At 74.0% G+C, this 23,593-nt stretch carries 19 protein-coding genes; 10 read left to right on the top strand and 9 right to left on the bottom strand.

Annotated elements, in window-relative coordinates; all coding sequences use genetic code 11:
• Positions 1–36: 36 nt before the first annotated feature.
• The gene (locus AB0K12_RS32080; RefSeq protein ID WP_364569507.1) at positions 37–1,218 is read right to left on the bottom strand and encodes an MFS transporter; all 1,182 of its coding nucleotides are present in this window, start codon (positions 1,216–1,218) and stop codon (positions 37–39) included.
• 73 nt (positions 1,219–1,291) lie between these two features.
• Between AB0K12_RS32080 and AB0K12_RS32075 the strand changes: the two genes are divergently transcribed.
• The 4 genes from AB0K12_RS32075 (at position 1,292) to AB0K12_RS32060 (ending at position 7,040) form a co-directional block, all read left to right on the top strand.
• Positions 1,292–2,326, top strand: a complete 1,035-nt coding sequence (locus tag AB0K12_RS32075) for an ROK family transcriptional regulator (protein WP_364569505.1) — start codon at positions 1,292–1,294, stop codon at positions 2,324–2,326.
• A 124-nt stretch (positions 2,327–2,450) separates the two neighbouring features.
• On the top strand, positions 2,451–3,689 hold the full coding sequence (locus AB0K12_RS32070; RefSeq protein WP_364569502.1) for an ABC transporter substrate-binding protein: 1,239 nt from the start codon (positions 2,451–2,453) through the stop codon (positions 3,687–3,689).
• A gap of 13 nt (positions 3,690–3,702) precedes the next feature.
• Positions 3,703–6,297: an ATP-binding cassette domain-containing protein gene (locus AB0K12_RS32065; protein WP_364569499.1), complete on the top strand. Its 2,595-nt coding sequence runs from the start codon at positions 3,703–3,705 to the stop codon at positions 6,295–6,297.
• 2 nt (positions 6,298–6,299) lie between these two features.
• Positions 6,300–7,040 (top strand): ABC transporter ATP-binding protein, encoded by a 741-nt coding sequence (locus tag AB0K12_RS32060; protein ID WP_364569496.1) that lies wholly within the window; start codon positions 6,300–6,302, stop codon positions 7,038–7,040.
• A 1-nt stretch (position 7,041) separates the two neighbouring features.
• On the opposite strand, the gene AB0K12_RS32055 is transcribed toward AB0K12_RS32060, so the two are convergent.
• Positions 7,042–7,761 (bottom strand): dienelactone hydrolase family protein, encoded by a 720-nt coding sequence (locus tag AB0K12_RS32055; protein ID WP_364569493.1) that lies wholly within the window; start codon positions 7,759–7,761, stop codon positions 7,042–7,044.
• A 168-nt stretch (positions 7,762–7,929) separates the two neighbouring features.
• On the opposite strand from AB0K12_RS32055, the gene AB0K12_RS32050 reads away from it, so the two are divergent.
• From AB0K12_RS32050 to AB0K12_RS32025, 6 genes are all read left to right on the top strand, one after another.
• Positions 7,930–8,898, top strand: a complete 969-nt coding sequence (locus tag AB0K12_RS32050; protein WP_364569490.1) for an alpha/beta hydrolase — start codon at positions 7,930–7,932, stop codon at positions 8,896–8,898.
• A 136-nt stretch (positions 8,899–9,034) separates the two neighbouring features.
• Positions 9,035–9,595 (top strand): RNA polymerase sigma factor, encoded by a 561-nt coding sequence (locus AB0K12_RS32045; protein ID WP_364569487.1) that lies wholly within the window; start codon positions 9,035–9,037, stop codon positions 9,593–9,595.
• Positions 9,592–10,527: a hypothetical protein gene (locus AB0K12_RS32040; protein ID WP_364569484.1), complete on the top strand. Its 936-nt coding sequence runs from the start codon at positions 9,592–9,594 to the stop codon at positions 10,525–10,527. Before AB0K12_RS32045 ends, AB0K12_RS32040 begins: the two co-directional genes overlap by 4 nt.
• A gap of 251 nt (positions 10,528–10,778) precedes the next feature.
• Positions 10,779–11,879 (top strand): acyl-CoA dehydrogenase family protein, encoded by a 1,101-nt coding sequence (locus AB0K12_RS32035; RefSeq protein ID WP_364569481.1) that lies wholly within the window; start codon positions 10,779–10,781, stop codon positions 11,877–11,879.
• Complete coding sequence (locus tag AB0K12_RS32030; protein ID WP_364569478.1) at positions 11,876–12,832, top strand: acyl-CoA dehydrogenase; 957 nt, start codon at positions 11,876–11,878, stop codon at positions 12,830–12,832. Before AB0K12_RS32035 ends, AB0K12_RS32030 begins: the two co-directional genes overlap by 4 nt.
• On the top strand, positions 12,829–13,713 hold the full coding sequence (locus AB0K12_RS32025) for a TIGR03619 family F420-dependent LLM class oxidoreductase (protein WP_364569475.1): 885 nt from the start codon (positions 12,829–12,831) through the stop codon (positions 13,711–13,713). The genes AB0K12_RS32030 and AB0K12_RS32025 overlap by 4 nt, the downstream gene beginning before the upstream one ends.
• Positions 13,714–13,730: 17 nt before the next feature.
• Here AB0K12_RS32025 and AB0K12_RS32020 read toward each other — a convergent pair whose 3' ends face one another.
• The 7 genes from AB0K12_RS32020 to AB0K12_RS31990 form a co-directional block, all read right to left on the bottom strand.
• A complete protein-coding gene (locus tag AB0K12_RS32020) occupies positions 13,731–16,334 on the bottom strand; it encodes a CHAP domain-containing protein (protein WP_364569472.1) in 2,604 nt (867 codons plus the stop codon).
• Positions 16,335–16,597: 263 nt separating this feature from the next.
• Positions 16,598–17,347: a glucose 1-dehydrogenase gene (locus AB0K12_RS32015; RefSeq protein WP_364569469.1), complete on the bottom strand. Its 750-nt coding sequence runs from the start codon at positions 17,345–17,347 to the stop codon at positions 16,598–16,600.
• A complete protein-coding gene (locus AB0K12_RS32010; RefSeq protein ID WP_364569466.1) occupies positions 17,334–19,340 on the bottom strand; it encodes an acetate--CoA ligase family protein in 2,007 nt (668 codons plus the stop codon). Before AB0K12_RS32010 ends, AB0K12_RS32015 begins: the two co-directional genes overlap by 14 nt.
• A gap of 3 nt (positions 19,341–19,343) precedes the next feature.
• Positions 19,344–20,870, bottom strand: a complete 1,527-nt coding sequence (locus AB0K12_RS32005) for a class I adenylate-forming enzyme family protein (RefSeq protein WP_364569463.1) — start codon at positions 20,868–20,870, stop codon at positions 19,344–19,346.
• Between the two features lie 15 nt (positions 20,871–20,885).
• On the bottom strand, positions 20,886–21,209 hold the full coding sequence (locus AB0K12_RS32000) for a VOC family protein (RefSeq protein WP_364569460.1): 324 nt from the start codon (positions 21,207–21,209) through the stop codon (positions 20,886–20,888).
• A complete protein-coding gene (locus AB0K12_RS31995) occupies positions 21,206–21,568 on the bottom strand; it encodes an OB-fold domain-containing protein (RefSeq protein WP_364569457.1) in 363 nt (120 codons plus the stop codon). Before AB0K12_RS31995 ends, AB0K12_RS32000 begins: the two co-directional genes overlap by 4 nt.
• 46 nt (positions 21,569–21,614) lie before the next feature.
• Positions 21,615–23,483: a protein kinase gene (locus AB0K12_RS31990; protein WP_364569455.1), complete on the bottom strand. Its 1,869-nt coding sequence runs from the start codon at positions 23,481–23,483 to the stop codon at positions 21,615–21,617.
• Between the last annotated feature and the right edge of the window lie 110 nt (positions 23,484–23,593).

Below are 23,593 nucleotides of genomic sequence, written 5' to 3'. Positions count from 1 at the left end.
CCCGTCATACGAGCAAGCGGTTGCTCGGCAGGCTCATCAGTCCCGCGCACGCGCGAGGCGTCCGTTCCCGGCGGGCGTGCCGGCGGTGGCCGGGGAGGAGGGCCGTACGGCCGGGGCGAGCAGCGTCAGCAGCACCACCACGCCGGTGATCACGGCGAAGGCCGCGGGATAGGACAGCCCGCCCGCCACCCACCCCGTCACCGCCGGGGCGACGAGCCCCGAGAGGTACGTGATCGTGGCCACCCCGGCCACGCCCTCGCCCGGCGTCGCGCCCTTGTTGCCCGCCGCCGCGATCGCCAGCGGCACGATCACCGCCACGCCCAGCCCGAGCAGCGCGAAGCCGGTGACGGCGAGGGCGGGCGTGCGGGACAGGACCACGATCAGGCCCCCGAGCGCGGCGACCGCCCCGCCGGCCCGCACCGTCCGCACCGGGCCGAGCAGACGGATGACGCGGTCGCCGAGCAGGCGGGTGCCGGCCATGCAGAACATCAAGACCATGTAGCCGGCGGCGCCCACGCCGGGCCCCGCGCCCGTGACGGCGGTGATGTAGACGGCCGACCAGTTCGCGCTGGCTCCCTCGGCGAAGGTGGCGCAGAAGCCGACGACGCCGATGAGGGCGATCCCGCGGGCGGGCAGCGCGAAGCGGCGCGGCGCGGGGCCGGTGGCCGGGCCGCGCTCGTCGGCGAGCAGGCCGCGGCCGGTGCGGGCGCCGGTCAGGAGCAGGGCGGCGGCGACCGTCGCGAGGTGCGCGCGGGCGTCGATGCCGGCCTGCGCGGCCAGGGCGCCGAGACCGGCCGCGGCGAGGCTGCCGACGGCCCACATGCCGTGCAGCCCGGACATGATCGGCCTCTCGAGGCGGCGCTCGAGGACGACGGCGTGGGCGTTCATGGTGACGTCGGACATGCCCGCCGCGACGCCGAACAGCAGGAACGCGAGGAACAGGCAGGCGGTGGAGGGGGAGAGGGCGGGCAGTGCGAGGGCCGCGCACCATAGGGCGATGAGTAAGCGGGTGGCGGTGCGGGCGCCGATCCGGTAGGCCAGGCGCCCGGCCATCGGCATGCCGGCGAAGGCGCCGATGGGCGTGCAGAGGAGCACCAGGCCGAGGACTTGGGGGTCGAGGCCGAAGTGCTCCTGGAGCCAGGGGATGCGGGTGGACAGGCTGCCGGCCACGGCTCCGTGAATGAGGAAGACCGAGACGATGGCGCGATGAGGGCTCATGAATCGGAAACTATCAGGCAGGGTTCCTGATGGAAAGAGCTTTCAGGCAGGGTTCCTGATTATTATGGCGAGCATGAAGACCGCGACCCCTTCCACGGCTCGAGCCATCAACGACCGGCTGGCGCTGGACCTGCTGCTGGAACGGGGCCCGCTGAGCGCTCCCCAGCTCCGCTCGCTGACGGGGCTGTCCAGGCCCACCGTGTCCGACCTGATCGAGCGGCTCATCGGCGGCGGCCTGATCGAGGTCGCGGGGGAGTCGGGCGAGGACAGGCGCGGGCCCAACGCGCGCCTCTACGGGCTGGTGGCCGGCCGGGCCCACGTCGCGGGGGTCGACGTGCGGCGTGACACCGTCCACGTCACCGTCGCCGACCTCACGGGCCGTACCGTCGGCTCGGCCGCCCGGCCGGTCGGCGGCGACCTGGTGGATCTCGTCGAAGGCGTCCTGGCCGAGGCGGCGGGGCGGCGGAGCCTCGACGCCGTCGTGGTCGGGGCGCCGGGCCTGGTCGCGCCGCGCGACGGCGAGCTGGTGTCGTCCAACGACGTGCCGGGGTGGCGGCCCGGGCTGGTGACGTCCTGGCGGGAGCGGCTCGGCGGCGTCCCGGTGGTGCTGGAGAACGAGGCGAACCTGGCCGCCGTCGCCGAGTCGCGGGACGGGGTGGCGCAGGACGCCGAGGACTTCGTCCTGCTCTGGCTGGGCGACGGGGTCGGGGCGGCGGTCGTGCTCGGCGGGCGGTTGCGCCGGGGGGCGTCGGGGGGCGCGGGCGAGATCGGGTTCCTGGAGGTGGGCGGGACCGCGTTCTGCAACCTGGTGACCTCGTCCGTCGCGCGCGGCCTGGCCCGTACGGAGTTCGCCGCCCGCATCGCCAAGGGCGCCGCCGCCTTCGTCACGCTGCTCGACCCCGGCCTCGTCGTGCTCGGCGGCGAGTGCGGGAGTGAAGGGGGCGCCGAGCTGGCCGAGGAGGTGGCCGCCCGGCTGCGCGACCTGGCGCCCGCGCCCACCGAGGTGCGCGCCAGCTCGGTCACGGGCAACCCCGTGCTCCAGGGCGCCGTGCTGACCGCACTCGACCTGGCCCGCGATCGCGTCTTCGGCGCCTCGGCCGCCCGGTGACGGCCGCCATCACCCGTGTGTGAGCAAGCGGTTGCTCGGTAAGCCCGTTGACGGCGCCGTAAGGCGAATTTACGCTCGGACGAAACCAAGCGAGCGCTAGGCCAAGGCGCAAGGGGAGGCCGTCATGGTGCGAGTGAGGTCGGTGGCCCTGGTGACGGTCCTTCTCGCGACCGGATGCGCGGCCCAGCAGCAGGGCGGCGCCGCGGGCGGGGGCGCGGCCGGTGTGACGGACGCGACGGTCAGGGTCGGTGGTGTGCTGACCAAGACCAGCGCCAGCGGTTACTCCACCAAGGACGCCGAGCTGGGCGCCAAGGCCAGGTTCGAGCGGGCCAACGCGGAGGGCGGCGTGCACGGCCGCACGATCGAGTTCCTCGGAGCCGAGGATGACGGCCAGGACGCCGCCAAGGGCGACGCCGCGGCCAAGAAGCTCGTGCAGAAGGACTCGGTGTTCGCCCTCGTCCCCGTGCACGCGCCCAACTTCGGTGGCGCCGCCTTCCTTGAGCAGCAGGGCGTGCCGTGGTTCGGCTGGGCGACGGGCCCGCAGTGGTGCGGCACGAAGACCGGCTTCGGCTACAACGGCTGCCTGGCGCCCAAGCAGGGCGCGGGCTCGCAGACATGGTGGGGCCGTCAGATGGCCGACCTGCTCGGCGGCGCCGAGGGCAAGAGCGTGTACGTCCAGACCTCCGACTCCAGCGGCAGCAAGTACGGCGGCACCACCATCTCCCAGTCGTTCACCGCGGCCGGGTTCGAGCTGGCCGGCGTGAACTCGGGCCTGCCGGCCGCCGCACCCCCGCCCGACTGGCTCCCGTACGTCAACAAGATCATGACATCCGACGACGGCGGCCCGCCCGACGTCGTGGTGTCGGTGATCGCCGGCACCAAGTTCAACGTCGGCCTGTACTCGGCGCTCAAGCGGGCCGGCTACAGGGGCGTGCTCACCGACGCCACCAGCTACGACGCGGCCATACTCAAGGACCCCGCCAGCGCGAAGGCCCTGGAGGGCGTGATCGCGGCGCCCATGTTCGAGCCCTTCGAGTCGGACGCCCCCGAGGTCGCCCAGCTCAGGCAGGACGTCGAGAAGGTCGCGCCGGGCACCGAGCTGACCCAGCACCTCGCCATCGGCTACTGGGCCGCCGACATCTTCCTCGACCTGCTGGACAAGACCGGCAAGGAGCTGACCAGGGAACGCTTCCTCGCCACCGCCAACGGCTCCTACGTCTACGAGAACCCCGGCTTCGGCCGCATCGAGTATCCGAAGGACCACAGCGAGCCCAACGGCTGCGGCGCCCTGGTCAAGCTGGAGGGCGGCGCCTTCCAGGTGGCGAGGAACATGCGCTGCTTCGGCAACGTGCCGCTGAAATGAACGTGCCGCTGAAATGATCGCCTACATCCTCAGCGGCCTGGTCACCGGCGCGGTCTTCGCGGTCATGGGGGCGGGCCTGACGCTCTCGTACGCCGCCACCGGCGTGTTCAACTTCGCCCACGGCGCCATCGGCTTCCTGACCGCCCTGCTGTTCTACGAGCTGACCCAGGCCGGCGTGCCCGCGCTGCCGTCGGCCCTGCTGGCGGTGGCGCTGTTCGCGCCCGCGCTCGGCTACGCCCTGCACAAGGCCATGTTCAGGGGCCTCGCGCAGGCGGGAGAGACCGCGCAGATCGTGGCCACCATCGGGCTCACGATCGCGCTGCCCGCGGCCGGTCTGCTGGTGGTGGACGTGGCCGGGCTGCCGCCCGCCGACGCGACCGCCCTGCCGCGCGGCGTCGGGCCGCACCCGGCCGTGGACGTCGAGGTGTTCGCCGTGCGGCTGGACAGCGACCAGCTCATCACGTTCCTGTGCTCGGCGCTCGCGGCGGCCGGCTTGTGGGCGTTCATGCGGCACACCCCGTACGGGCTGCGCATGCGCGCCTGCGTGGACCGGCGGCGGCTGGCCACGCTGCGCGGCATCGACGCCGACGCGGCGTCGGCGCTGGCCTGGACGCTCTCCTCAGGGCTCGCCGGGCTGGCCGGGGTGCTGGCGGTGCCGGTGCTGGGGCTGGACGCGACGGCGTACACGGTGCTGCTGTTCGCCTCGGCGACGGCGGCGGTGTTCGGGCGGCTGCGCTCGATCCCGTGGACGTTCGCGGCCGGGCTGGCGCTCGGCGTGATCCAGAACCTGGTGGCGGGCTACACCGACTTCCTCGAAGAGGTGACCGGGCTGCGTACGGCGGTGCCGGTGATCCTGCTGTTCGCCGGGCTGGTGCTGCTCAACAGGGCGCGTGACCGGGTCGCGGGCAGCGCGGCCGAGGACGCGCCGCCGCCCGACCACCTGGCCGGGCTGCCGCCGTGGCGGCGCCGGCTGCCGTGGGCGCTGGGCGCGCTCGCGCTGGCCGCCTTCGCGTTCGCGGGTCCCGTCTACTACGTGGGCGTGGCCGCGCAGGGCCTGGTGCTTGCGCTGATCTTCTGTTCGTTCGTGATCGTCACCGGCATCGGCGGCATGGTGAACCTGGCCCAGGCCGCCTTCGCCGCCATGGCCGCGCTGACCTGCGGCTGGGCGTTCACCTCAGGGTTGCCGTTCGCCGCCGCGATCGTGCTCGGCGTGCTGGCAGCGGCGGCGGCCGGGATGCTGGTGGCGCTGCCCGCGCTGCGGCTCGGCGGCCGGGTGCTGACGCTGGCCACGCTGGCCATGGCGCTGCTGGCCGATCAGGTGCTGTTCCAGGTGGACGCGTTCAGCAACGGCACGATCGGCTGGGCGCTGCCGGCGCTCGGGTTCGGCTTCGCCGACACCTCGGATCCGCGCGTGCGGGTGGTGCTGCTGCTCGCGCTCATCGGGGCCGTGGCGCTGCTGGTCCGCAACCTCGAACGGTCGGCGTCGGGGCGGGCGATCCTGGCCGTGCGCTCGGCGCCCGCCGCGGCCGTCACGTCGGGGCTGTCGGCGCCGCGTACCAAGATCGTGCTGTTCGTGCTGGCGTCGGCGGTCGCGGGGCTGGGCGGGGTGCTGTTCGCGATCTTCAAGGGCTCGATCACGGCGACCGACCTGCCGGCCTTCTCCGGGTTCGTCTGGCTGGCCATCGTGGTGCTGCAGGGCGTGCGGCGGATCGGCGGCGCCGTGCTGGGCGGGCTCGTCGCCGTCGCCGTGCCCGAGCTGCTGGCCGTCTGGGACCTGTCCGCGCACGTCGGTGCGATCCTGTTCGGGCTCGGCGGCGTCATCCTGGCCAAGCACCCCGACGGCGTGCTCACCCAGATGGCCGGGCTGCGGCACAGGAGGCGGGAGCGCCCCGAGCCCGAGGTACGGGCCGAGCCGGCCGTGCGGGAGCGGCGGCTGTTCACGCTGGAAGGCGTCGTCGCCGGATACGCCGACACCACCGTGCTGCGCGGCGTGGACCTGGCCGTCGGCCCCGGCGAGGTGGTCGCGCTGCTCGGCGCGAACGGCGCGGGCAAGTCCACCACCTGCGCCGTCGCGGCCGGCGACCTGCCCGTGAGCGCGGGCCGCGTGCTGCTCGACGGCCGCGACGTCACCGCCTGGCCCGCCCACCGCAGGGCCCGCGCCGGCATCCTGCTCGCGCCCGAGGGCAGGGGCGTCTTCCCCGGGCTGACCGTGGAGGAGAACCTGCGCACCTGGCTGCCCGACCCCGAGCCGGTCTTCGCGCGGCTGCCGCACCTCGGCGAGCGCCGCCACGTGCCGGCCGGCGCCCTGTCCGGCGGCGAGCAGCAGCTGCTCACGCTCGCCCCCGCGCTCATCAGGCCGCCGCGCGTGCTCATCGCCGACGAGCCGTCGCTGGGGCTCGCGCCCATGGTGGTGCGGCAGGTGTTCGAGGTCTTCGCCGAGCTGCGGGCGCGCGGGGTCGCGCTGCTGCTGGTCGAGGAGAAGGCCACCGAGGCGCTGGCGATCGCCGACCGGGTGGCGTTCATGCGGCTCGGCCGCGTCACCTGGTCGGGGCCGCGCGCCGAGGTGGACGGCGAGCGGCTGACGGCCGCCTACCTGGGGGTGCGCTGATCATGCTGGCGGTGGACGGGGTGTCGGTCGTCTTCGGCGGCGTCAAGGCGCTGGACCAGGTGTCGTTCGAGGTCGACGAGGGGGTCGTGTGCGGTGTGATCGGGCCGAACGGGGCAGGCAAGACCACCCTGTTCGACGTCGTGTCCGGGCTGCGCAGGCCCGTCGAGGGCCGGGTCCGCGTCCATGGGCGGGACGTGACCGGGCTGCCGCCGGTCCGGCGGGCCAGGGCAGGGGTGCGCCGCACGTTCCAGCGCACGCAGGTGTTCGGCCGGCTCACGGTCGAGGACAACGTGCTGGCCGCGCTCGACTGGCACGGCGGCGGTGGCGGGCTGGCCGCCGACCTCGTCGGCCTGCCCGCCCGGCGGCGGCTCGAACGCGACCGGCGCGAGCGCGTCGCCGAGGTGCTGGAGCTGTGCGGGCTCGACGGGCAGCGCGAGGCGTACGCCGCCGCGCTCCCGGTCGGCGGGCGGCGCCTGGTCGAGCTGGCCAGGGCGCTGGCCGACCGGCCCAGGCTGCTGCTGCTCGACGAGCCCACCTCCGGGCTCGACGCCGCCCAGACCGCCCGCCTGGCCGAGGTCGTCAGGAGCCTGGAGACCACGGTGCTGCTGGTCGAGCACGACATGGGGTTCGTCATGGACGTCTGTGACCGGATCGTCGTGCTCGACCTCGGCCGGGTCATCGCCGCGGGGCCGCCCGCCGAGATCCGCGAAGACCCCGTCGTCCGGGCGGCCTACCTGGGATGACTCAGGAGTGGCGCTCGGTGAAGTCGAGGATGCGCCGCCACGAGTCCTGGCAGACCTCGGTCCACTCCGCGTACGAGCGGTCGAAGTACGAGTGCGGAGCGCCCGGGTAGACGTGCTTCTCGTACGGGGTGCCGGCCCGGTCGAGCGCGGCCTCGTACGCGGCGGACTGCTCGCGCGACGTGGCCCGGTCGGCGCCGCCCAGCAGCATCAGCAGCGGCGCGCCAGGCCCCGACTCGGGCGGCTCCACGAAGCGCAGGGTGGGGTAGAAGCCGATGCCGCCCGCCAGTCCGTTGCCCTCGGCGGCCTGCCGCAGCGACTGCGCGCCGCCCAGGCAGAAGCCCACGGTGAACACCGGCCCGTCCAGCGCCCGCGTGGCCGCCAGCGCGTCGGCCCTGACGTGGTCGCTGGTGAGCTGGTCGACGTGGGGACGGAACGGGAAGTCGTCGCCGCGGTCGCCGAGGCCCGCCGTGCGGCCGAAGTAGTCGATCGCGATCGTCCGGAACCCCGCCTCGGCGAACCGGACCGCGAGGTCCCGGTAGTAGGGGTGCAGCCCGCGGATGTCCGGCAGGATCACCATGCTCCGGCCGTTGGGCTGGGCGGGTTCGGCCCGGTAGGCGAGGAAGCGGTTGCCGTCGGCGGCGGTCAGCTCGATCTGCTCGTGGGCGGCCACCTCGCCACGCACGGGTGGGGCGGGCGGCCTGCTGTCGGTGGAGTGGCACATGATGATCAGCATGCCGGACGGCCGCGGCTTCGTCCCGTATCCGGGGCGGCCATTCGCCGGACGGCGGGGGCGGGGCGGTCAATCTCCGCCGCATGACGGTTGTGCGACGATGACCGGGAATTCCACGATGTCAGCAGAGACAGCACCGCTCCGCGGAAGGAACACCCCATGGCGCATCACCCCAACCTGGACGCCGAGCTGCGGGCCGGGGTCGAGCAGGCCGCGCAGATGCCGTCGATCGACTTCGCTTCGCTGACGCACGAAGCGCTGGCCCAGCATCGGGCCGAGCTCAACGCCATGCTGGCCGCGGCGCCGCGGCCGGAGACCGAGGTCTCCATCGAGGACAGGATGGTGCCGGGGCCCGCGGGAGCGCAGGACGTACGAGTGCGCGTCTACCGGCCCGCCGAGGCCGGCGAGAACCGGCCCGCGCTCTACTGGATCCACGGCGGCGGCATGATCATCGGCAAGCCCGAGATGGACGACGAGATGATCGTCCGCTACGTCGAGCGGCTCGGCCTGGTCGCCGTCTCCGTCGACTACCGGCTCGCCCCCGAGCACCCCCACCCCGCGCCCGTCGAGGACTGCTACGCGGGCCTCGCCTGGACCGCCAAGAACGCCGCCGAACTGGGCATCGACCCGGCCCGCCTGGCCGTGGGCGGGGCCAGCGCGGGCGGCGGGCTGGCCGCCGCCACCGTGCTGCTGGCCAGGGACCGCGGCGGCCCCGACGTCGCCTTCCAGCTGCTGATCTGCCCCATGCTGGACGACCGCAACGTCACGCCGTCCAGCCACGCCTTCGCCGACGCCGTGGTGTGGCCCAGGTCGGCCAACCTGTACGGCTGGAAGGCGCTGCTCGGCGACCTGGCGGGCACCGGCGACGTGTCCCCTTACGCCGCCCCCGCCCGCGCCACCGACCTGTCCGGGCTGCCGCCGGCGTTCGTGGACGTGGGGGAGCTCGAGGTGTTCAGGGACGAGTGCGTCGACTACGCGCAGCGGCTGGCCCAGGCCGGGGTCTCGACCGAGTTCCACTTGTTCCCCGGGGCCTTTCACGGGTTCGACATGATGCTGCCGGACGCCGAGCTGAGCCGGCGGGCGCGGGCGGCCAGGGAGGCGGCGCTCAAGCGCGCCTTCGGTATCTGACCACGTCCTCTTGAGGGGCACCTGCCTGGTCTTCGGGCGGGTGCCCCTTTCTGTGGAAATGATGGGGGCTGGGCGTACATAGAGGTAGGTGTCCGTGTCAATCGTCTGCTGAGGAGATCTGCCATGGGGACCGCCTGTGGATGACGAGCGGCTGGCCCGGTTCGAGGCCGCCTATGACCTGGCGTACGGCAAGATCACCGCCTACGCCGTACGCCGCTGCGACTCGCCCCAGGACGCCGCCGACGTCGTGGCGGAGACGTTCACCGTCGCCTGGCGGCGGGTGGCGGAGCTGCCGGACGGCCCCGAGGCCGTGCCCTGGCTGTACGGCGTGGCGCGCAAGGTGCTGGCCAACCACTTCCGCGGCGACAACCGCCGCAGGGCCCGCACCGCCGAGCTGGACGCCGAGCTCGCCGACCTCTACGGGCACTCCCCGGACACCGAGGTCGAGCTGGAGGCGATCGGGCGGGCCTTCAGGAGCCTGCCCGACGACGACAGGGAGCTGCTGGCCCTGGTCGCCTGGGAGGGCCTGGAGCGCGAGGAGATCGCGCGGGCGCTGGGGCTGTCCCGCAACGCCGTGCGCATCCGGCTGTACCGGGCCCGCAAACGGCTGTCCCGGGCACTCGCCGACGCCGGGGTGCACGTCAGCACGCGGGCTCGGCCCGCATGGGTGGAACGGTCGCAGGGAGGAGCGCTGTGAAGGACATCGACGAGGTCGAGGCGATCAAGCCGCTGGCCCGGGTCGCGCCCGGTGGCCTCGGTGGCGAGCCGTCCGGCGCGGGGGCGCGGGCGCTGCTGGCCGAGATCACCGCGCAGGAGCCGGAACCGGTGCGGCGGCCCCCGCGCTCGTTCAAGCGGCCGTTGCTCGGCCTGGCGGCGGCCGTCGTGCTCGCCGCGGGTGTCGTCGTGGTGCCGAGCGTGCTGCGCGGTGGCGCGCCCAGCTCGTACGCCGTGGACATGCAGGACGGGATGGTGACGATCCAGATCCGCGACTTCGACGACGCTGAGGGGCTGGAGCGGCGGTTGCGGGAGCTGAACGTTCCCGCGACCGTCGACTTCGTCCCTCAGGGCATGATGTGCCGGGAACCGCGTGGGAAGCACGTGAAGAACATCCCCCGTGGTATCTACAGCCTGCCGGAGAACATCCCCGGTGAGCGGGAGGGGTGGCAGATGCGGATCAACACGAGACTGTTCCGGCCAGGTCAGACGTTCGTGTGGAGCATCAGCGGCAAGGGCGGCGCGACCACCACGTACCTGATGGAGGGCCCGATCGCGCCCTGCGAGCCCGTCCCCGCGCCCACGCCCTCGCTCAAGGAGCCGGAGTTCCGCGTCGCCACCGACAAGGGCCGCTCCCTGGAGGGCCTGCGCGTGGACGAGAAGACCGTCGGCGAGGTCCTCCCCGAGCTGCGCGAGCGCGGCAGGAAGGTCGTCTTCGCGGTCATCTCCGTCCCTCCGGGAAACCCCGGCGGATTCGGCATCGTCCGCACCCAGGAGGAGCCTGTCGGCGGCGACTGGGTGGTCTGGGAGGCGGAGGAGAACGCCAAGGGGGTGATCCGCCTGCTCGTGACCGAGCACCGGCTGGACAAGAACCCCGTCTACGGCGGCCCCAGGGACGCGCTCATCCCGGACTGAGCAGCCTGTCTCAGCCCGGGGGCGGCTCCGGCGTTGGCGAGCAGGCGTATCAGGGCGAGGGCCAGGTGGGCGCGCCCGCCCACGACTCGGCCGCATCCCGGTCCCAGGACCGGGTGAGGTGGTGGTGTGGCCGCCGGGGGTGACGCGGGTGCGGCGGCCGGTGGCGGCGTCGAGGAGGCCGGCCGGGCACGGCGTGAGCCGGGCCGTGGCGGACCTGGTCAGCGCACCAAGCGTGCGCTAGGTTGGTTGTCGTGGATCTCGACTTCTCCCCGGCCGAGCGGGACTTCCGCGCCGAGGTTCGCGAGTGGCTGAGCACGCACGTCCCCGATCACCTCCCGTCCATGGACACCCCCGAGGGCTTCGCCGCCCACCGGGCCTGGGAGGCGGAGCTGGCCGCCGCCCGGCTGTCCGTCGTCTCCTGGCCCGAGGAGTACGGCGGCAGGGGCGCCTCCCTCGTCGAATGGCTGATCTTCGAGGAGGAGTACTGGGCCGCCGGCGCCCCCGCCCGCGTCACCCAGAACGGCATCTTCCTCCTGGGCCCTTCGCTCATGCGGTTCGGCACCGAGGAACAGCGGCGGCGCTGGCTGCCCGGCATGGCCTCCGGCGAGCAGGTGTGGGCCCAGGCGTGGTCGGAGCCCGAGGCGGGCAGCGACCTGGCCGCGCTCACCTCCAGGGCCGAGCCCGTGCCCGGCGGCCGGCGCCTGTACGGACACAAGACGTGGAGCTCGCGCGCCGCGTACGCCACCCACGGGTTCGGCCTCTTCCGCACCTCGGGCGAACGCCACCGCGGCCTGACCTACTTCCTGTTCCCCCTGTCCGACGTCGCCGTCCGGCCCATCGCCCAGCTCGACGGCCTGCCCGGCTTCGCCGAGCTGCACTTCGACGGCGTGTACGTGCCCGACTCCCTCGTGCTCGGCCGGCCAGGCGACGGGTGGCGCATCGCCATGGCCACCACCTCATCGGAACGCGGCCTCACCCTGCGCAGCCCGGGCCGCTTCCTCGCCACCGCCGACCGGCTCGTCGCCCTGGCCGCCGGCGCCGACCCGGCGCTCGCCGACCGGGCCGCGCGGTGCTGGGTGGAGGCGGAGGCGTACCGGCTGCACACGTACGCGACCGCGCGCAGGATCGCGGCAGGGGAGGAGATCGGAGCCGAGGCCAGCCTGGGCAAGCTCTTCTGGTCCGAGCTCGACCTGCGCATGCACGCCCTCGCGCTCGACCTGCTCGGCGACCGGGCGGGGGCGGAGGGGTGGCTCGACGGGTTCCTGTTCGCGCAGGCGGGGCCGATCTACGCGGGCACGAACGAGATCCAGCGCACGATCGTCGCAGAACGCCTCCTCGGACTGCCCCGATGATGATGGATGCCGCTTTCAGCGCCGATCAGCTCGCTCTGGCCGCCACCGTACGGGATGTGCTGCGGGCGCACTGCCCGCCCGCCGCGCTGCGGAGCGAGCGGCGGCCCGGGTGGAAGCAGCTCGCCGGGCTGGGGTTCTTCCAGGTGTTGTCGCCCGAGGAGGCCGGCGGGCTGGGGTTACGGCTGGTCGACGTGGTGCCCGCGCTTGAGGAGACCGGGCGGGCCTGCCTGCCGGGGCCGGTCGTGGAGACCGCCGTCGTGGGGGCTTACCTGCTGGGTGGGGCTGAGCCGGTGACCGTGGCGGTGCTGCCGCCCGGGCAGGCTTATGCGGCCGATGCCGATCTCGCCGACCTGATCGTGGTCGTACGGGATGGTGTGGCCCGGTCTGTGCCCGCTGTGTCCGTGCGGCTCAGCCCGCGTTCAGGGCCCGACCCGTGCCGGCCGCTGTTCGAGGTCGTCAGCGAGACGCCGGGTGAGCCGCTCGGCGGAGACGTGGGGGCGGCGCTGCGGGCCGGTGTCGTGGCGACCGCCGCGCAGCTCGTCGGGGTCGCCAGGCATCTGCTCTCCACCACCGTCGATTACGCCGGGGCCCGCACCCAGTTCGGAGCTCCGATCGGGTCGTTCCAGGCCGTCAAGCATCAGCTCGCCGACGTGGCGGTGGCGGTCGAGTTCGCCGCGCCGCTGGTGTGGCGGGCGGCGGTGACGGCGGACAAGGCGCTGGGCGGCGCGGACCGGGACGCGAGCGCCGCCAAGGCCGCCGCGGGCGAGGCCGCCACGCTAGCGGCCAGGACGGCGCTGCAGGTGCACGGCGCCATCGGCTACACCGACGAGCTGGACCTGCGGTTCTGGCTGGCCCGCGCGTGGTCCCTGTCCAGTGCGTACGGCACCACCGCCCGCCACCGCGAACGCCTGCGCACCGCCATCGTCGACGGCTCCCCTCGGAGGTATCCGTGAAGTTCGGCGTCCCGCTCGGGCTGCTGCATCCCGCCGCGTGGAAGGACGTGGCGGTGGCGGCCGACGAGCTGGGGTTCGAGTCGGTGTGGCTGCCCGAGCACCTCGTCTTCACCACCGACCTGTCCACCGCTCACTACCCGGGCGCCACCTCGCCGGGGATCACGCCGGGGACGCCGCTGTTCGACGCGCCCGCGTACCTGTGCTGGCTGGCCGCCCTCACCTCGCACGTCAAGCTCGGCACCGCCGTGCAGCTGCTCGCCCTGCGCCACCCCTTCGTCTCCGCCCGCGCCTTCGCCACTCTGGACGTGGTCTCCGCCGGGCGGGCCGTCTGCGGGGTCGGGGCGGGCTGGTATCGGGGGGAGTGGGACGCTGCAGGGGTGCCGTTCGAGAGCAGGGGGGCGCGGCTGGACGAGGCCATCGAGGTCGTACGGCGGTTGTGGAGCGAGCCGGTGGTCGCCCATAACGGGAGGTTCTACTCCTTTCCCGAGGTCGCCTTCGAGCCCAAGCCCGTGCAGCCGCGCCTGCCCGTGCTCGCCGGCGGGGAGTCGGACGCTGCCTTGCGGCGGGCGGCGCTGCTGTGTGATGGGTGGATCGGCATGCCCCACACGCTCGCCTCGATCCGGCCCCGCCTCGCCGCCCTCGGGCGGCTGCGTGAAGGGGTGCCGGTGACCGCCCATGCGTACGAGCTGGGGTCCCCTGACGAGGTCGCCGAGTGGGCGGCACTCGGGGTCGAGCGGCTGATCGTACGGCCCTGGACCCGCGGCCGCGACGCGGTGGCCCGCCTGACCAGGTTCGCCACCGACTACGGCCTCACGCCCCCGTCGGCCCCCGGCCTGACCGCCACCGGCTACGGCCTCACGCCCCCGTCGGCCCTTACCTGACCGCCCCCATGGGGTGGTCAGGCGCGGTGACGGCCGGTGGTGTCGGCGATCAGCTCGTCCTCCGGGCGGGTGCGGCGGTGGCGGCGGCCCCTGGGCGGGGCGTCGGTGTAGGGGAACGCCGGGTGCTCGTCCGATGAGCGGCGACGGCGGCGGCCACGGTAGGTGGTCGCGGGCTCCGAGACGGTGAGCAGGCCGCCGGACCGCGCGGGCGGCGCGAAGGCGTCGAACGTGCTCGTCGCGCCGGGGATGACGATGCGCTCGAACGGGCTCGTGTCCACCACCCGGTCCAGGGGGCCGGTGTCGAGCACGACCTCCAGCGGGCCCGTGTCGTCCGTGAACCGGTAGCGGGACCTGTCGAAGTCCGGCTCGTAGGGCGCGGCCAAGAAGGCGGGCTCGTAGGGGGCCGTGTCGTGGGGCGCGCGGGTGTGGGGCCCGTCGGCTCCCCGGACGGACGGGGCGCGGTGGTCGTGGGAGCCCTGGGCGGTGGCCGGGCCGTGCGGGGTGATGTCGGTGGTCAGGTCGAAGGGACGGATCTCCAAGGGAAGCCTGCGGTGCCTGGCGTGGCGGGCGCCGTGCCTGAGCGTGTCGCGTGCCGCCTCCCTCGCGGCGACTTCCCTGGCGGCGGCGTGGCGGGCGGCCTCCCGCGCGGCGGCCTCCTTGGTCGCGGCGTGGCGCGCGGCCTGCCGGGCGGCGAGCTCCCTCGCGGCGGCCCGCTGCGCGGCCTCACGTGCGGCGGCTTCTCGGGCCGCAGCCTCACGGACAACCGCTTCCCTGGCCGCCGTCTCTCGGGCGGCAGCTTCGCGTGCGCCGGCCTCGCGTGCGCCGGCCTCGCGGGCGGCGATGCGGCGGGCGGCTTCCCTGGCGGCGGCGTGCTGGGCGGCTTCCCGCGCGGCCGCTTCTCTGGCGGCGGCGTGCTGGGCGGCCTCGCGTGCGGCGGCGTCCTTGGCCGCGGCGTGGCGGGCGGCGTTCCTGGAGGCGGCGTGGCGGGCCCTGCCTCTGGAGGCGGCGTGCCGGGCCGCGTCCCTGCCGCCCGTTCGGTGGGAGCCGTCCCCGGCGCCCGGATGGCCGTGCAGGCCGGCGTCCGCGGAGTGGCCGTCCGAGCCGAACCCGGCGCGCACCCCGGAGGAGGGGGCGTCGAAGGCGTCGGGCCAGGGGGTGCCGTCGAAGGAGACCGACCGGGGACCGAAGGCGGCGCGGGTGGTGTCCGAGCCGGACCCCGCGGTGACCGGCCAGGCCGTGGGGTCGGTGGATTCCGGGAGGGGCCATGCCATCGTGGTCGAGGCCGCGCTTGCGGTCGCCGGGGTGGCGGTGGTGGCCGCTGCGGGGGAGAGGGTGCGGAGGGCGGCGGCGGTGGCGAGGCGTTCCGGGGTCTCCGGGAGGTCGACGACGGTGCGGCGGTCGGCCGTCGCCAGGACGGGGGCCGTCCTGCCGCGCCGGCGGCGGCCCTTCGCGCGGGACGGGCGGGGCGGCCTGGCCGGTGCGGCGGCCGCGGCGGCGGCCGAGCGCTGGCGGCGGGTCTTGGCCACGGCGAGCAGCGTCAGGGCGGCGATCAGCGTCGAGCCGACCAGCGTCGGGGTGTTGACGACGGGCAGCGGCCCGGTGGCGGAGGCGTCGGTGTGGGAGGGGAGGGGCTCGCTGGTCGCGGCCTCGGTGTCGGCCGTGGTGGGCTTGGCGTGCTTGCCCTTCTTGGCGGGGGCTCCGCTGGCAGCGCCGGTGGAGGCGCCGGTGGAGGCGCCGACCTGGGGTTCGGCCGGGGCCGGCGCGGTGGGGGCGGGGCGGGCGGCGGAGTCGCCCGTTCCCGTACGGGACTTGGCCGTCTCCTTCGAGGAGGACTTGGACGTCTTCGCCGGGGCGTCCGCGTGCGCGTCCGAGGACGAGGAGCGCGGAGCGCCGTGGGGGTCGGACTGGGCCTGCTCCGGGGTCTGGCCCTCGGTCTGGCCGGTCGCTCCCTGGTCGGTCTGGCCGGGCGTCAGGGACTGGATGCGGTCGCCGGACAGCGGCACCTGTGCGGAGCGGCCGTCGTCGCCCCGGGGGATCTGCGAGGTGAGTGACTGCTCGGGAAGCTGGATCGTGCCAACCTCGCTTCCCGGTTTCCCGGCCTCCTTGAGCGCCTCCTGGGCCTCTTTCTGTGCCTTCTTCCTGGCCTTCTTGTCGAGCCGCTCCTTGACCCGCTGCGGATAACCGTAACCGACGACCTTGCTCGTGTCGCGTTCCTTGCGCTTGGCGACGCCGCCGTCGATGTTGCCCTCGATGGTGTGGATCCGGCCGCCTTCGACCCTGGTCACGACCCCGACGTGGTCGATCCTGTCGATGTCGTCGGAGCCGCTCCAGTCGTAGAAGACCAGCGCCCCGACCTCGGGCTTCTTCCCCCACGCGCCCTGCTTCTTGAACCACTTCGCGTGCTCGACGGTCCAGGCGAACTGGCCGACCCAGTCCTCGTAGCCGAGCTTGTGCGCGGCCCATGAGAGGTACATGTCGCACCACGGCGCGGAACTGTAGTCGGCGTCGAACTCGATGTTCTTGCCGTACCAGGCGCCGAACTTGGTGTACGAGCCCGACTTCTCGGAGTAGCCGATCTGGCTCTCGAGCAGTTCTATGTACTTCTGGATCTCTGGCGTCATGGAAGTGTGGGGGAACCTTCCGGGCAAGACCGGGTTCGACCCACCAGTCATGGGTAAAGGGGGGTAACCCGGGACTGGTGTGACAAAACCGGAGGCCTGTCGTCTTCCGTGATGAGTGAGGTTATCGTGTCGTGACCTTAGCTCAAGCACGCACCCTGGGGGCAAGGGCCCTCACGGGGTAGAAACCAGCAGGTCAGTAACGTTGCCAGAAATGTCCAACCCTAGGTGGTTTAACACTAAAAGATCTACCTTGTGGTGAGATCTTAGTATCCTGCGCCGGTCAGCAGCCCGCCGTCCACGGTGAACTCGCTCCCCGTGCAGTAGCTGGCCCGGTCCGAGGCCAGGAACGCCACCACGTGCGAGACCTCCACCGGCTTGGCGAACCGCTTGATGACCATGGATTTGACGAACGCCTCCGCGTCCACCTCGCCGACCAGCTCAGGGTCCATGACCATGGAGGTGTTGATCGCTCCAGGGTGCACCGAGTTCACCCTGATCTTGAACTTCGCCAGCTCCCGCGCCGCCGACTTCGTCACGCCGCGCACACCGAACTTCGAGGCCGAGTACGCCGACAGCCCCTCGGCGCCGACGTACCCCTCGATGGAGGAGATGTTCACGATCGAGCCGCGCCCGGCGGCCTTCATGGGCTCGATGACCGACTTGATGCCGAGCCAGGTGCCCCTGAGGTTCACCCCGATCACCCGATCGAAGTCTTCGAGCGACATGTCAGCAATACGCCGAAATTTCAGGATCCCGGCGTTGTTCACCAGCACGTCCAGCCGCCCGTACGCCTCCAAGGCAGCCCCCACGGCCGCCTCCCACTCCTCAGGACGGGTCACGTCGTGCCGCACGTACGCCGCGCCCGTCTCCGCCGCCAGCGCCTTGCCCTCCTCCTCCAGCACGTCCCCGAACACCACCCGCGCGCCCTCGGCCAGGAACAGCCGCACATGCGCCTCGCCCATGCCCCGCGCACCGCCGGTGATCAGCGCGACCTTGCCGTCAAGCAGCCCCATGGCGTCCTCCTGCCGCGACGGCCACGGCGGCCGCCTCCATCGTGCGGTAGACGGGGATCCCGGCCGCCGCCGCGATCCGCCCGACCTCGTCCGTGACGCCCGGAGGCGCGCACTCGGCGTTCCTGGTGACGAGGGTGATCCTGGTGTGCGGGTGCGCGGCCTGGGCTCCCGCCAGGGCGCGCGCGTAGGCGTACAGGGGCTCGGCGGCGTCCCCGTACGTGAAGAAGGCCGTGACGTTCACGTGCGCCACCACGTCCCGGTACGGCCCCGCGAGCGCGTCGATCACCTCGGCCACGAGGCCGGCCCGGCCCATCGGACCCACGGGCACTTCGAGCGGGTTGCCCGCCGCCACCACGCCGAGCCCGCGCAGCGCGGCCAGGCGGTCGGCGGGCAGCGGGTCGAGGCGGACGCCGGCCCGGTCGAACGCGTCCGCGGCGAGCACGCTCGCGCCCCCGCTCGGCCCGGCCACGAGCGTCCTGTCGCCCTCGACCGCGCGCCCGCCGTGCGCCTGGAGGAACGCCAGCACGCCGATCAGGTCCTCCTGGGACGTCACCAGCGTCACGCCCGCCTGCTCGGCCACCGCCGCCCAGATCCGCTCGTCGCTCACCAGGCCGCCGGTGTGGGAGGCGGCGGCCTGCCTGCCCTGCCCGGTACGTCCGCCGACCAGCAGCACCACGGGCAGGTTCGCGTCGCGCAGCGCCTCGTACAGCTCGCGGCCGTTCCTCGGGTCCTCCAGGTACAGCCCCGCCGCCCGCGTCTCGGGGTCCTCGGCGAGCCAGCGCAGCAGCTCTGCCGGGGTGACGTCGGCGGCGTTCCCGGCCGTGACGACCCGGCTGAACGCCAGCCCGCGCCGCTCCCCGACCTTGATCACCTCGCCGGCCAGGCCGCCGCTCTGCGAGATGAGCGCGACGGAGCCCGCCGGGCCCGTGCCGCCGCCCACGAATGTCTGACCGCCTCGGGGACAGTACACGCCCATGCAGTTCGGCCCGAGCAGCCGGGCGCCGGCCGCGCGCGCCGCCGCCACCAGCTCGGCCTCCAGCTCAGGCCGTCCCGCCTCGCCGAACCCGCCGCTCATCACCTGCACGAACGGGACTCCCGCCGCCTGCCGCACCACCTCGGCACAACGCTCGGCGGGCACTGCCACCAGCGCGTAGTCCACGTCGGCGCGGTCGAGCGACGGCACGGCCGGCACCCCCGCGACCTCCTCCGCCGTCGGATGCACCGCCACCAGCGGGACGCCCGTCTCCCGGTAGAAGCCGAGAAACATGTTCCCGAAGTTCGGCCTGCTCGTGGACGCCCCGACCACGGCCACGGCCCTGGGCTCGAAGAGCGGCAGGAAGTCGGTCGCGGGGGCTGCCGGGATCGGCGGGGCCGGGGACGCGGGGAGGTAGCGGGCGTCGACGGCCACCACGCCTGACGGGCCTGCTATGACCGGGTTCAGTTCGAACTCGCCCAGATCCAGCCGCTCCCACAGCCCGCCGGTCCCGCCCACCGCCATGAGGAGCTTGACCACGGCGTCCTCGTCCACGGGCGGCGCGCCGCGCCAGCCACGCAGCACGGCGGCGCCGCGCAGGGAGGCGGGCATGCGGCGGGCGTCCTCCTCGGAGATCGGGCAGAGCCGTACGGCGGTGTCGCGCAGCGCCTCCGTCCACACCCCGCCGAGCCCGGCGAGCAGCACGGGCCCGAACGCGGGGTCGCGCACCAGCCCGACGATCAGCTCGGCCCCGGCGGGGACCTGCTCCTCGACCAGGAAACCGGCGGGCCGCAGCCGTTCGCGCAGCCGGTGGGCCGCCGGGGCCAGGTCGGCGTGGCGCAGGCCCAGCACCACCGCCCCCGACTCGGTCTTGTGCGTCAACCCGGGACCGAACGCCTTCAGCACCAGCGGCTCGGCCAGCTCCCCGGCCGCCGAGAAGTCGTCGCCGGCCACCACGACCCCGCGCGGCACCGGCACCCCGGCCTCCCGGATCAGCGCTTTGACCTCGTGCTCGTCCACTCTCTACCCGCGCAGCCCGGGCAGCTCGCGGATCTTCCTGCGCAGCAGCTTGCCGGGCCCTCCGGAGGCGTCCTGGGTGTGCGGCAGCTCGCCCGTCACCACGATGCGGTCGGGCCGCTGATGGGCGGGCAGCGCGTCGGCGAGGGCCGGCATCAGCTTGGACGGGTCGAGCGTGTGGCCGGCGCGCGGCACCACGGCCAGCAGCACCTCCTGCTCGGCGGCCCCCTCAGGGGTCCCCACCGCGCCCGCCTCGGCCACGCCGTCCAGCGCGCAGGCGGCGTCCTCGATGACGGCCGGCTGGGTCCAGACGCCGCCCTTGAGTATGGAGTCCTCGCGCCGCCCCAGCACCCGCAGCACGCCGTCGGGGCAGAGCGTGCCGAGGTCGCCGCCGACGTACCACTCGCCGCGCAGCACCTCCGCCGTGCGGTCGGGCAGCCCGTCGTAGCCGGCCATCCGGTGCGGCCCGGCCAGGTTGATCTCGCCGACCTCGTCGATCACCCGGTGGCCCTGGGGGCCGGTGACGCGCACGGCGTTCCCCGTACGGGCCCGGCCGGACGAGCCGAGCGGCGTGGAGCCGTCGTCCACTCGCCCCATGCACGTGTACGGCGCCTCGGTCTGCCCGTAATAGGAGTAGATGCCCGCCTGTGGCAGCCTGGCCTTGATGCGGTCGAGCATGGACGCCGTCAGCGGCTCACCGCCCAGCATGATCACCCGGATCGACGACAGGTCCACGCCCTCATGCGCGGGTGAGGCCAGCAAGGCCGCGTAGAACGACGGGATCTGCGACACGTGCGTGACGCGCTCGCGCGGGACCACCCGCAGGAAGTTCTCCGGCCCCCAGTCCTGCTCCAGCACCAGGCGCATGCCCGCGTACAGGGCCGGGCCGACGATGGCGGGGAAGCCGATGCCCCAGATGATCGCGCCGGTGCCGAACACCGCGTCAGGTCCGCGCGGCACGTCCAGCCAGATCTGGGCGGTGGCCAGCGACGAGGCGTGGGTGTGCACGACGGCCTTGGGCAGGCCGGTGGTTCCCGAGGTGTAGTAGAGCGCGAGCGGGTCGTCGTAGGACCCGCCGAGCGGCGGCTCGGCGTCGGACGCCTCCGGCAGCTCCCGTACGTCGATCCAGGTCGTCACCTGCGGCAGCTCCGGCTTGATGGCCTCGACCACGGGGGCCACGGTGGCGTCGTGCACGAAGGCCGTGCACCCCGAGGCGGCCACCACGGCGCGCAGCGTCTCGACCGGCCAGTACGGGTTCAGCGCCGCCGTCACCGCCCCGATCTTCGCCTGGGCCAGATAGACCTCGGCGACCTGCAACGTCTCGTTGAGCAGCGCCGCCACCCGCGTGCCCGGCGTGATCCCGGCGGCGATGAGGGCGTTGGCGCGGCGGTTGACGTTCCTGTTGAGCTGGTCGTAGGTGAAGCTGCGCTCCCCGCAGTACGTCAGCGCCACCTGGTCGGGCGTGCGCATCGCGCTCGCGGTCAGGATCGCGTGCCCGTAGTTGCCGTACGGCGATCGTGCCGGTCGTGCCATGGGGGTGCCTCCATCTCAGACTGGCGAATAGAACACGAAGACGTTGCCCGAGGGGTCGCGCAGCACGGCCCGCCTCTCGTGCGGCCCCGCCTCGGGCTCCCGCACCACCTCGGCGCCGCGCGCGACCAGCTCACCCACCTCGCGATCGACGTCCGCCACCTTGTACGACACCGCAACCGACCCGGCGACGTGCTCCTCCGGCCCCGCCAGCGCCACGGTCACCCCGCCGCCGTCGAGCGCGGCGAACCTGTCGCCGTCGCGGAACTTCACCGGCAGGCCGTAGAACGCGATCGCCGCGTCGAGGTCGGCGACGGGGATCAGCACGTTGCCCAGCTTCACGCGGGCCTCCAGTGGGGCAGGTCGTCGTGGAAGGTCACGCGTACGGGCAGGCCGATGCGCACCTGCTCGGGCTCGCAGCCGATCACGTGCCCGAACGCGCGCACGCCCTCCGGCAGGTCGACCCAGGCCATCACGTACGGCTCGCGGCCCTGGTAGGCGGGGGAGAAGGAGCGGTGCACGACCGTGTAGGTGTGCACGACGCCGTCGCCCGAGACGGGGTCGAACACCAGGTGCCGGCCGCCGCACCAGGGGCAGGCCGGCTCGGGGAGGTGGATGCGGCGGTCGCAGGCCGTACAGCGCTGGATGACCAGCTCGCCGCGCGCGCAGGCGGCCCGGTAGGCAGAGGTGTCACCGCTCATCGTGCCTGCCAAGCTAGCGCACGCTTGGTTGCCCGGCAAGGCCCGTTCAGCCGGACCGCTCAGCCCCCGGCCTGGCATCGGCCGGCGACTCGGAACCGGGCTCCTGGACGCCGCCCGATGACCCGCCGACGGGCTCATGCGAGCCGCCCGAAGCCTCGCCGGCCGGCTCGGGCGGGCCGCCGGAAGGCTCCGGCGAGTCGGTGCGAAGGGTCGGCGTGGAGAGACCGGCATCCGGGCCGGCGGACGAACGGGCCTCAGGGCCGCCGGTGGGTGGGCCGGCTGGGGAGCGGGCGGCGGGACCGTCGGACGGTGGGGTGGCGAGCGGGGTCGATGGGCTGGGCGGCGGTTCCGTGGTGGGCGGGGCGGGGCGGGTGGCTGTGGAGGTGGGTGGCGCGGGGCAGGCGGGGCCGGTCAGCGCGACCTCGCTGACCTGCGGCCCGTTCCCCGCGGCCGGCTCGGTCATCACGAGGATCCCGACGTGCGCCTGCTCCCCGCACGGCATCCGCCCAGGGTCGTAGGTGACGGCGCTGGTGTAGGAGGTGCGGCCGCGCAGGGTGCGGCTCTCCTGCCGGACGGTCCGCGCCGCCCCGCCGTCGCCGTCCCTCCTCGTGTACGCGATCCGCAGCCGCACCGCCCCCGTGCCGTCCGCCGAGACCCCGATCGTCCCTGCCGTGCCGTTCCAGCGCAGGATCGTGGCCGCCCGCACGGAGGCGATGGGAGCGGACGTGCCGGGCTGCCCGCCGCGGGTGGGCCGGGGGGAGGGAGGGGCGGCGGTCCGGGTGGCGGGCGGGGACGGGGAGGCGGCGGTCCGCCGGGGCGCGGGGCTCGACCGGGTGGGTGAGGGGCTCGTGGTGGCAGGGGCCGGCTCGTCGCGGACCTCGGGCGGCGGCAGCAGGATCGTCCCGGGGCCGGGTGGCACCCCGCCGCCGGACACCAGGATCGCGACCACCGCCGCGACCACCGCGCCGCCCGCCACCCAGAGCTGGGGCGGCAGCCTGGGCAGCCGGGACCGCAGGCCGTTCGAGGGAGCCGGGCCGGTGCGCGCCAGCGGGAAACGTAACGCCAGCAGGGTGGCCAGCTCCGCCAGGTGCCGCCGTCCGCGTTTCTCCCAGTCGGGGCCGTACCCGGCGGCGGCGTCCTCCTCCAGCTCGGCCGCGAACTGCCGGGCGGAGGCGTACCTGACTGCCGGGTCTTTGGCCATCCCGCGCCTGAGCAGGTCGCGAAGCGTGTCGGGGGCGACCTCCACCGGCACCGGCTCCACGAGGTGCTTGTCGCGCAGCGCGGGGACGTCCTGCTCGCCGTCGCCGTTCTCCGCCCGGTACGGCGGCCGCCCCCTGACCGCCTCGAACAGCACGCACGCCGCCGCGTACACGTCGGCCGGCGGCCCGTCGCGCCCCTGCGTCCATAACTCGGGCGCCATGTACGGCGGGCTGCCGGCGGGCACCCCGGGCTCCTCGGCGTGCACCACGACGCCGAAGTCGGTCAGCTTGGTCGTGCCGTCGGCCTGGACCAGGATGTTGCCCGGCGTCACGTCCCGGTGCGCCACCCCGCGCTCGTGGGCGGCGGCGAGGGCCAGCAGCGTGCTCTTGACCACGGCCAGCGCCGCCTCGGGGGCGATCCGGCCGTGTTCGGCCAGCAGCGTGCGCAGGGACACGCCGTCCACCAGCTCCATGACGAGGGCGGCCCTGGTGGCGGTCTCGACGTACTCGTAGAGGCGCACCACGTCGGGGGAGTCGATCTCGACGAGGCGGTGGGTGTCCGACCGGAAGCGGTCCATGAACGCGGTGTCCCTGCGCAGGGTGGCGTTCAGGTACTTGATGGCCACGTACGCGCCGGTCTCTTGATAGGTGGCGAGGAACACGCGGCCGGTGCGGCCGGCGCCGAGCTGCCGTACTTCGCGGTACCCAGGGACCAAGTCCTACCCCCATCAGACGGCCGTCTTCGATTTGACGGTCTCACCCGGGGTTCGGGTTGTCACGACCGGAGATATTTCGCCCCGCGTTAATCGGAGATGGCGGGATGTAC

Source organism: Nonomuraea sp. NPDC049419 (assembly GCF_040676995.1).
Taxonomy (GTDB): Bacteria; Actinomycetota; Actinomycetes; order Streptosporangiales; family Streptosporangiaceae; genus Nonomuraea; species Nonomuraea salmonea.
This window is presented reverse-complemented; position numbering and strand designations above follow the sequence as displayed.